The sequence below is a fragment of the Eubacterium oxidoreducens genome, assembly GCF_900104415.1.
Lineage (GTDB): Bacteria > Bacillota > Clostridia > Lachnospirales > Lachnospiraceae > Eubacterium_C > Eubacterium_C oxidoreducens.
On record NZ_FMXR01000029.1, the window covers coordinates 1 to 10,803 of the forward strand.

At 40.4% G+C, this 10,803-nt stretch carries 8 protein-coding genes; all 8 read left to right on the forward strand.

Features of this window, described 5'->3' with window-relative positions:
- Positions 1-422: 422 nt before the first annotated feature.
- Complete coding sequence (locus BLS20_RS13315) at positions 423-920, forward strand: MBL fold metallo-hydrolase (RefSeq protein ID WP_090174835.1); 498 nt, start codon at positions 423-425, stop codon at positions 918-920.
- Positions 921-1,000: 80 nt separating this feature from the next.
- Positions 1,001-3,658, forward strand: a complete 2,658-nt coding sequence (alaS, locus tag BLS20_RS13320; RefSeq protein WP_090174836.1) for an alanine--tRNA ligase — start codon at positions 1,001-1,003, stop codon at positions 3,656-3,658.
- Between the two features lie 130 nt (positions 3,659-3,788).
- Complete coding sequence (gene rpsU / locus BLS20_RS13325; protein WP_090174837.1) at positions 3,789-3,965, forward strand: 30S ribosomal protein S21; 177 nt, start codon at positions 3,789-3,791, stop codon at positions 3,963-3,965.
- Positions 3,966-4,054: 89 nt separating this feature from the next.
- On the forward strand, positions 4,055-5,647 hold the full coding sequence (locus BLS20_RS13330; protein WP_090174838.1) for a peptide chain release factor 3: 1,593 nt from the start codon (positions 4,055-4,057) through the stop codon (positions 5,645-5,647).
- A 321-nt stretch (positions 5,648-5,968) separates the two neighbouring features.
- On the forward strand, positions 5,969-7,000 hold the full coding sequence (recA, locus tag BLS20_RS13335; protein WP_090174839.1) for a recombinase RecA: 1,032 nt from the start codon (positions 5,969-5,971) through the stop codon (positions 6,998-7,000).
- A 4-nt stretch (positions 7,001-7,004) separates the two neighbouring features.
- Entirely contained in the window at positions 7,005-7,619 is a 615-nt protein-coding gene (locus tag BLS20_RS13340; RefSeq protein WP_176762427.1) for a regulatory protein RecX, read from the forward strand.
- A gap of 389 nt (positions 7,620-8,008) precedes the next feature.
- Positions 8,009-9,556 (forward strand): ribonuclease Y, encoded by a 1,548-nt coding sequence (gene rny / locus BLS20_RS13345; RefSeq protein WP_090174841.1) that lies wholly within the window; start codon positions 8,009-8,011, stop codon positions 9,554-9,556.
- A gap of 509 nt (positions 9,557-10,065) precedes the next feature.
- Positions 10,066-10,803 (forward strand): reverse transcriptase domain-containing protein (locus BLS20_RS13355; RefSeq protein ID WP_242870594.1); only part of this gene is annotated, 738 nt, incomplete at its 3' end.

Genomic DNA, 10,803 nt, shown 5'->3' on the forward strand with positions numbered 1-10,803 from the left:
TGATAATCAAGCAGAAATCAGCAACAAAGTGCAGATTTCTGCCCAATATAACAAGTAAATAGTGCTGACGGTATCTGGGAGGAGCCAATATGACAAGACGGTTCGAGCCAACTGCGTTCTCCCTATGTGCGCACGGGAAACCGTGATCCACGATAATAGATAGCAGGGCTCTCGGCGGACCATTAGCCTGTTGGTAACCAATCCACGAATAACAGAGTGGCTACATGCCGGAGACTGTTAAACTGGCTCTTTCCAGATGCTGTCAGACAATAACAAATGTGACAATTATCAGGTGGAAAGTTTGTTGAGGCTTTCCTGCTTGACAAAGGTCACTTCATAACAGGGATCATTACGATATATCTGTTTTGAAATTAAATGCTGTTTGTAAGCATGTTTATTTTATCTTGTCACATGATATCAAAATGAGTCCGAATTATTTAAAACGACATGGATATGATCCGCAGATTAAGGAACACATTTTGTTCGTTAAGGGAGCTGAGCAATATCAGGTTGGAGAGTGTGCGATTATGACGCTGCCTTCGACAGACTGTGGGGTCGCTTTTGTGGTTTGTTGTGAAGGAAAGCGAATTTATCACGGCGGTGACTTGAACTGGTGGACGTGGCCGGATGATTCGACTAAAGAGCGTGAGGAGATGGCGTTAAAATATAAGACGTATTTAAAACCGGTAGAAGGTGTTTTGTTTGATGTTGCTTTTGTGCCATTTGATTTTCGAATTGGGGAGGCATCTACCTGGGGAATGCGTTATTTTCTTGAAATTGCAAGTGCCAGGCATCTGTTTCCGATGCATTTTTGGAGACGGTATGAAGTGCTTAAGGATATGAAGCGAACATATGATTTTTACTGGTCGAACGCAGTAGTGCATGAGATTACGAAAGAAAATGAATCTTTTGTTTTGTAATCGTCATTATTGAAAACGCCGGCTTCGTATGATATTCTAGAGATTGCGGATATAAAAGAAACGATGGAGGATACATCATCATGAAAAGTTATGGAGTAAATGAACTTCGTAAGATGTTTTTGGATTTTTTTGAAAGTAAAGGTCATTTGGTGGAAAGCAGTTATTCGCTTATTCCCCATAATGATAAATCACTTTTATTGATTAATGCGGGAATGGCTCCGCTCAAACCATATTTTACAGGACAGGAAATTCCACCAAAGACACGTATGGCAACCTGCCAAAAATGCGTGCGTACCGGAGATATTGAAAATGTTGGTAAGACAGCGCGTCACTTAACATTTTTTGAAATGCTTGGTAATTTCTCTTTTGGAGATTATTTTAAAGAAGAAGCACTTACCTGGTCGTGGGAATTTTTAACAAAGGTAGTAGGATTAGAAGAAGATCGTCTGTATCCGTCTATTTATGGCGAAGATGAAGAAGCTTTTGAGATTTGGACCAAAAAAATTAAAGTTCCTGCTGAAAAGATTACCCGTTTTTACAGAGATCCTGAAACAGGAGAATGTGATAATTTTTGGGAACATGGGGCAGGACCTTGCGGCCCGTGTTCGGAAATTTATTATGACAGAGGGGAAAAATACGGATGTAAAGATCCAAATTGTAAAGTTGGTTGCGAATGCGATCGTTTTATGGAAGTTTGGAACAATGTATTTACACAATTTGAAGGCGATGGCAAGGGTGGATATGAAGAGCTTGCACAAAAGAATATTGATACCGGTATGGGCCTTGAACGTCTCGCTGTAGTCGTACAGGATGTAGATTCTGTTTTTGACGTTGATACAATGAAGGCAATTCGTGATGCAATCTGTAAGATGGCGGGTAAAACCTATCAGACAGATGCCATGGATGATGTATCCATCCGACTGATTACGGATCATATTCGTTCGTCAACATTTTTGATTTCCGACGGTGTTATGCCATCAAATGAAGGCAGAGGCTATGTGCTTCGTCGTCTGATTCGTCGTGCGGCAAGACATGGAAGATTACTTGGAATTGACGGAACATTCCTTGCGAAACTTTCGGAGACGGTTATTAATGAATCGAAAGACGGATATCCGGAACTAGATGAAAAGAAAGAATTTATCTTCAAGGTATTAACACAGGAAGAAGAAAAGTTTAATAAAACAATTGACCAGGGTCTTGAAATCTTAAAGGGCATGCAAGATGACATGAAAAAGGAAGGCACAAAAACGCTTTCCGGTGAGCATGCATTTAAACTTTATGATACTTATGGATTTCCAATCGACCTTACGGAAGAGATTTTAGAAGAAGCCGGTATGACTGTGGACATGGATGGATTTACGGCATGTATGGAACAGCAAAGACAAAAAGCCCGTAGTGCCCGTAAAGAAACAAACTATATGGGAGCAGATGCAACTGTATATGAACAGCTTGATACTTCTTTGACATCAGAATTTGACGGTTATACTTCTTTAGTGCATGAAGCTAAGGTACTTGCACTTACAACAGAAGAGGAAGTGGTTGAAGCACTTTCGGACGGAGATCAGGGTACGATTATTGTTGATAAAACTCCGTTTTATGCGACTATGGGCGGTCAAAATGCGGATACCGGTATTATCGAAACAAAAGATGGTCGTTTTGAAGTTGTAGATACCGTGAAACTCGTCGGAGGTAAGATTGGACATGTCGGACGCATGCTTTCGGGTATGATAAAGACATCTGATAAGGTAACTTTAAAGGTAGATGCTAAAAAACGTGCGTTAACAGCAAGAAACCACACCGCAACGCATCTTCTGCAAAAAGCACTTCGTGAAGTATTAGGTTCACATGTAGAGCAGGCTGGTTCTGATGTAAATGAAGAAAGACTTCGTTTTGACTTTTCTCATTTTCAGGCAATGACAGACGAAGAAATCAAGAAAGTGGAAGAAATTGTTAATGATAAGATTGCAGCTTCCATTGATGTTGTGACGCAGGTTATGAGTTTGGATGAAGCCAAAAAGACCGGTGCAATGGCATTGTTTGGAGAAAAATACGGTGAAGAAGTCCGTGTGGTAAAGGTAGAGGATTTTTCTATCGAGTTATGTGGTGGTACTCATGTGGCCAATACGGCGGAAATCAGCGCTTTTAAGATTATTTCTGAAAGTGGAGTGGCTGCCGGTGTTCGTCGTATCGAAGCACTTACTTCGGAAGCTTTATTAGCATATTATGCGCAACTTGAAGAGAAGTTAAATGAGGCTGCGAAACTACTTAAGACAAATCCGTCAGATCTGTTAGAGCGTATTTCGCATCTGCTTGAGGAACACAAAGCACTTCAAAGTGAAGTGGAATCCTTAAAGAGCAAAGCTGCTCAGGATTCTATTGGAGATGTGGATAGCCAGATTCAGGAAGTAAAAGGATTTAAACTGCTTGCTCTTGGTGTAGAAGGTGTTGATATGAATGGCCTTCGCGATCTTGGCGATCAGATGAAAGCAAAGATTGGAAGTGGTATGGTAGTGCTTGCATCTTCCAATGATGGCAAGGTGAATCTGATTGTTATGGCCACCGATGATGCTATGAAAGCAGGGGCTCATGCAGGCAATCTTGTTAAGGCAATTGCTTCTAAAGTTGGCGGCGGCGGTGGCGGTCGTCCGAACATGGCACAGGCCGGAGGAAAGAACCCGGCAGGAATTCAGGATGCATTAAAAGAAGCTAAAATAGTAATGGAAGAGCAGCTTTCTTAGAAAAAATCACAGTTTTTTGCGAAAATTAGTTGACTATTCGCAGATTTCTGTTATAATACATGATAGTGCAATTATATTACCTTACAGTTGATTATGCACAATACGCAACTGGAGGGAGGTTAGGTGTGACATGTCAGAAGTAATCGTAAAAGAAAACGAGTCTTTAGATAGTGCTTTACGCAGATTCAAAAGAAGCTGTGCTAAGGCTGGTATCCAGCAGGAAATTCGTAAGAGAGAGCATTACGAGAAGCCATCAGTAAAGCGTAAGAAAAAATCTGAAGCTGCTAGGAAACGTAAATATAACTAGTAAAATATCAAAACGCGAAGATCAAGCAATTGATGTTCGCGTTTTTTTCCGCCATGATATCAATATAAAATTGGAAGGAGCTAATTATTTTGGCTGATTTAAGAAAGGAAATAGAAAGAAGAAGAACATTTGCCATAATATCTCATCCGGATGCAGGAAAAACGACTCTTACGGAAAAGTTCTTGCTGTATGGAGGAGCGATTAATTTGGCTGGTTCCGTAAAGGGAAAAGCGACTGCAAGACATGCGGTGTCGGATTGGATGGAAATTGAGAAGGAGCGTGGTATTTCTGTTACGTCCTCAGTTCTTCAATTTAATTATGATGGGTTTTGCATCAATATACTAGATACCCCGGGACATCAGGATTTCTCAGAAGATACTTACCGTACACTTATGGCAGCGGATTCTGCCGTTATGGTAATTGACGGTTCGAAAGGTGTAGAAGCCCAAACCCGTAAGCTTTTTAAGGTTTGCGTCATGCGGCATATTCCGATTTTTACTTTTATTAATAAGATGGATCGTGATGCCAATGATACATTTGATCTTTTAGATGAGATTGAAAAAGAGCTAGGAATCGCGACTTGTCCGATTAATTGGCCGATTGGTTCTGGAAAAGAGTTTAAGGGCGTTTATGATCGAAATACGCGTCAGGTATTACTGTTTTCTGACACTTTAAAAGGGACTAAGGAAGGCCATCAGGTTAGCTTGTCTATTGATGACCCAAAAATCGATGAATATATTACAGCTGAGCAAAAAGAAACGTTGTTTGAAGAGATTGAACTGATGGATGGAGCAAGTGCGGAATTTGATCAGGAATTGGTTTCGAAAGGTGAATTGTCACCGGTGTTTTTTGGATCGGCTTTGACTAATTTTGGTGTCGAGACTTTTTTGGAACATTTTTTGAAAATGACGACTTCTCCGCTGCCTAGAAAGGCGGATATAGGGCTTATTGATCCGTTTTCAGAAGACTTTTCAGCGTTTGTCTTTAAAATCCAGGCAAATATGAATAAGGCGCACAGAGACAGAATTGCGTTTATGCGTATTACTTCAGGCAGATTTGACGCCGGCATGGAGGTTATACATGTTCAGGGGAACAACAAAAAGCTTCGTCTTTCGCAACCACAGCAGATGATGGCACAAGATCGTAAGATTGTGGAAGAAGCATATGCAGGAGATATTATTGGCGTTTTTGATCCTGGAATTTTTTCTATTGGCGATACGATTTTAACCGGAAATCATAAATTTCAATTCGAAGGTATTCCAACCTTCGCACCAGAACATTTTGCTAAGGTTCGACAGGTTGATACCATGAAACGGAAACAATTTGTAAAAGGTATCAACCAGATTGCGCAAGAAGGTGCGATTCAGATTTTCCAAGAGTATAATACCGGGATGGAAGAAATTATCGTTGGTGTTGTAGGTGTCTTGCAGTTTGACGTTTTAAAGTACAGATTGGAGAACGAATATAACGTTGAAATACGTTTGGAAAATATGCCACATGAACACATTCGTTGGATTGAGAATAAAGAAATTGATTTAGATAAATTAAGTGGAACTTCAGATATGAAGAAAATTCAAGATCTAAAAGGGCGTCCATTGTTATTGTTTGTAAACGCATGGAGCGTAAATATGACAGTGGAACGAAATGAGGGCCTTGAATTATCTGAATTTGGAAGAGAATAAAGAGGGCTGTCGTAGGTGATACGACAGCTTTTTGTATCAAAAAAGTGATAAAAGATATTGCTTCGGTACGAATTATTGTGCTAAAAATTGGCTAAGATTTAAGGGAGAGGCGGGGGAAGATAAAAGGTTGGAGAAAAATAGTATTGTTTGTTACAAAATCATATGATAAGATAGCAATAACTTTTCTGATATTCAATTTATTTCAAATCCCCCCAAAAAAGACTATCGAACATATTTTCGGGAAAATGCTTGACAGTATATGTGAAGTGTAATATTATTTTAGCAAGAAGTCGAACATTAGTTTGTGTAAGGAGTAGAATTATGGCGAACGAAGATAAATTAAAAGCATTAGACAGTGCAATTGCACAGATTGAAAAAAATTATGGTAAAGGCTCGATTATGAAATTAGGTGATCAGAGCGCCAATATGAATATTGAAACAGTTCCTACTGGATCGTTAAGCTTGGACGTTGCTCTAGGGCTTGGAGGCGTGCCGAGAGGACGTATCATTGAAGTATATGGTCCGGAATCAAGCGGTAAAACAACGGTTGCACTTCATATGATAGCGGAAGTTCAAAAACGCGGTGGCATCGCCGGATTTATTGACGCAGAGCATGCATTAGATCCGGTTTATGCCAAGAATATCGGAGTGGATATTGATAATCTGTATATCTCTCAACCTGACAGTGGTGAACAAGCACTTGAAATTACAGAGACAATGGTTCGTTCAGGAGCTGTTGATATTGTGATTGTCGATTCGGTGGCTGCGCTTGTTCCTAAAGCCGAGATTGACGGAGAGATGGGAGATTCTCATATGGGACTTCAAGCACGACTGATGTCTCAGGCACTGAGAAAATTAACGGCTGTAATTAGTAAGTCGAATTGTATTTGTATTTTTATCAATCAGCTTCGTGAAAAGATTGGGGTTATGTTTGGTAATCCTGAGACTACAACCGGTGGACGTGCATTGAAATTCTATTCTTCAATCCGTATGGAAGTGCGTCGGGTTGAGACAATTAAAGTAAGTGGTGAGGTCGTTGGAAACCATACGAAAGTAAAAATTGTTAAAAACAAGGTTGCGCCACCTTTTAAAGAAGCAGAATTTGATATTATGTTTGGAAAAGGTATTTCACGGGAAGGAGATTTGCTTGATTTGGCGGTTAATATTGGAATCGTTAATAAATCAGGTGCTTGGTATGCTTATAATGATGAGAAGATCGGTCAGGGACGTGAAAATGCCAAGACCTATTTAAGAGAGAATCCGCAAATTTTTGAAGAAGTTGAACAAAAGGTTCGAGCAGCATATCATCTTGATGAAGGTTCACAAGAAGAAGCTGAGACTTTGGAAGAATAGATTTATGGAAATCATTCATGTTAAGAAAGAAAAAAAGGGAAAATATCTTATAGGATTAGAAAATGGTATTACTTTGCCGCTTTATCAAAAAGATTGTCCGCATATTAAGTTTGAAGAGGGGGCTGATATGGATGAAAGTACATATCGTCATCTGATTTTGGAAGTGCTGCGGATTCGCATCCAAAAACGAACGCTTTATTTATTGGAAAAGATGGATCGTACACAGGCACAGCTTCAAGAAAAACTTCGGCAAAATCATTATCCTGAAATGTTGATTGAACATGCGATTCAATATGCGATGTCTTTTCATTACATTGATGATGAGCGATATATTCAAACCTATATCAGACAGCACAAAGAAGCGAAGTCGAAACAAAGAATGCGTTATGATCTTTTGCAAAAAGGATGCGATAGACAGCTGGTGGATACTGTTTTTGAGCAAATAGAAGACTGGGAAGAAGAAAAGCAGATTTTTCGGTTGCTTAAAAAACGAAAATATAATCCTGAAAATTCTGACGAGGCTTCGAAAAGAAAGACATATCAATACTTACTTAGACGTGGATACAAAAACGAAGATGTGTTACGAGTGATGAAGAATATGTCGGATGAATCAGATTAACTCAGTCGGAGAAATCCCCCACCTCTAAGCGTTAGCGTAGGTGGGGGGATGACAAACTTAACTCAGTCGGGGTACAAGCTCCGACTGAGTTAAACGCTCCGCGAGGATGCGCACGGATTCGGACAGGAATTTGTCTGCTGAAGCAGCCCCGAATCCGGCGCGCAAGACTCGCGAGCGAGTCTTGACAAGTAAAAGGGAAATTTTGGAATTTGTCCGAAATTTCTCTTTTTCTTTGTGGTTCTATGTTCCTAGAATGCTTGACATAGTATATGTAAAAATATTATAATCAAGATGTTGTGATTATGACAAATATTGAGGATATAGAGTAATCTATTTTTGCAATAAATGTTTATATTGTACAATGAAAATTAAATAAAGGAGGTGCTCCTGTGATATACGTTGTTATAGGTGTTGTAATTGCGGCTGTTGTAACCGCATTTGTAACTGCTTTTGTAACGCGCTCGAAGCTCCAAAACGATGCGAATTCTACAATCGGGAATGCGGAGAATAAAGCTCGTCAGATTATTGATGATGCGGTAAAGACAGCGGAAGCTAAAAAGAGAGAATCTTCGCTTGAGATTAAGGAAGAGTCAATTAAGGCTAAGAATGATCTTGATAAGGAGATTAAAGAACGTAGATCCGAGATTTCACGAAGTGAGAGAAGAATCGAGCAAAAGGAATCCAATCTTGATAAGAAGATTGAAGGAATGGAGAAGCGTGAAGCTAGCTATAATGCGAAAGAAGAGCAGTTAAAGCGCAAAGAGCAGGAAGTAGAAAAACTTCATGCACAGCGTGTACAGGAACTTGAGAGAATCTCTGGTTTGACCTCCGAACAAGCAAAAGAATTTTTGCTGAAATCTGTTGAAGAAGATGTTAAATTAGACGCTGCAAAACTTGTAAAAGAACTTGAAGCAAAGGCAAAAGAGGAAGCAAGTAAGAAAGCAAGGGATTATGTAGTAACGGCTATTCAAAAATGTGCTGCAGATCATGTTGCTGAAACAACTATTTCTGTTGTTCAACTTCCTAGTGATGAGATGAAAGGACGAATTATTGGTAGAGAAGGTCGTAATATTCGAACCCTTGAAACTCTTACCGGTATTGATCTTATTATTGATGATACACCGGAAGCGGTGATTTTATCTGGATTTGATCCAATTCGTAGAGAAGTTGCCAGAATTGCTTTAGAGAAATTGATTGTTGACGGACGTATTCATCCGGCAAGAATTGAAGAAATGGTAGAAAAAGCTCAAAAAGAAGTAGAAAATATGATTCGTGAAGAAGGCGAAGCTGCTACTTTGGAAGTGGGCGTTCATGGTATTCATCCGGAACTTACAAGACTTCTTGGTAAGATGAAATTTAGAACAAGTTACGGACAAAATGCCTTAAAGCATTCGATTGAAGTTGCACAACTTTCCGGTCTTTTGGCTGCAGAAATTGGCGTGGATGTACGTATGGCTAAAAGAGCCGGACTGCTTCATGACATTGGTAAATCTGTGGATCATGAGATGGAAGGATCGCATATCCAATTAGGTGCCGAACTTTGTAAAAAATATAAAGAAAATCATACAGTTATTAATGCAGTAGAGTCACATCATGGTGATGTGGAACCAGAATCTTTGATTGCCTGTATTGTACAGGCTGCAGATACTATTTCTGCAGCTCGTCCGGGGGCGAGAAGGGAAACACTGGAAACTTATTCAAACAGACTTCAGCAGCTTGAAGAAATCACAAATGATTTCAAGGGCGTTGAAAAATCATTTGCTATTCAGGCAGGTAGAGAGATTCGAATCATGGTCGTTCCAGACCAGGTAAATGATGCCGAAATGGTACTCATGGCTCGTGATATTTCTAAGAGAATTGAAGATGAGCTTGATTATCCTGGACAAATTAAGGTGAACGTTATCCGTGAATCAAGAGTTGTTGATTATGCAAAATAATAAAAAGCTGTCACATTCGATGTGACAGCTTTTGTTATGTGCGCCTAGCGGCGCACGTTTCTAACGGGTTCAAGTCCCGAATCCGCCCGGTAGTGGGAAGGATATAGCCGAAGGCAAAAGGTGTCCATCGTGAGGTGGAATCTGAAGGAAGCCGGATGTGGGAACAGACTAACCATGGGCAAATCTCTGGTCTGACGTACAGAAATCTCATACGAGGTTATGCATGAGGGTAAGGCTGCAATCCAAGTCGAAGCCCAATAACTACACGGAATCATGCATGATAAATGAGGCAGATGGATGGAGAGGAAGAAACGTGTGGTACCTAGGGAGGTCTGTGTGAAATGCTCTGAAAGGAGTAACCACCGTACAAGGAAACGAGGCGGTGCTGAACATGCAGAAGTCAGCAGAGGTCATAGTAGGGATATGGACATGGAAACATGGACATGCTAACCGAAGGACTGAATCAGTAGGAGTCTTGAGTATAACCGAGAAAGGAGGAATGACCGTTTATGACAGAAAACATTGGAAATAATGGCTGTTCGCAAAGAGATAGTGCGGAACACGAAGGGTATGCGAAAGCGCTTAGGTCATTCAATCGGATATGGAAAGAAAGAGACAGTGCACAGCCGAAGCTCTTGGAAGCGATACTGTATAAAGATAACTTTAACAGAGCGTATAAAAGAGTTAAGGCAAACAAGGGAGCGCCAGGTATAGATGGTATGACCATTGAAGAGGCACTCCCGTACCTTAAGGAACATCAACAGGAGTTAACTGACCGTATTTACCGTGGTAAGTATACCCCATCGCCAGTCAGGCGAGTTGAGATTCCTAAGCCAGACGGTGGTATGCGTAAGCTTGGCATACCCACCGTGATAGACCGAACACTTCAGCAGGCAATAACTCAACAGTTAGTGCCAATCTATGAACCACTGTTTGCGGAAGGAAGCTACGGCTATCGCCCAAACAGAAGCGCAAAGGATGCTATACAGAAGGTAAAAGAATACGCAGAACAAGGTTACACTTTTGCGGTAGTCTTGGACTTATCAAAATATTTCGACACCTTGAATCATGAAATCCTTATCAATCTCCTCAGAAGGAATGTGAAGGATGAACGGGTAGTTCAACTAATAAAGCGTTATCTGAAAAGTGGGGTAATGGAAAATGGAGTGGTCATTGATACAGAGGAAGGTTCACCGCAAGGTGGGAACTTGTCTCCACTTCTTGCGAATATCTACCTCAATGAGTTC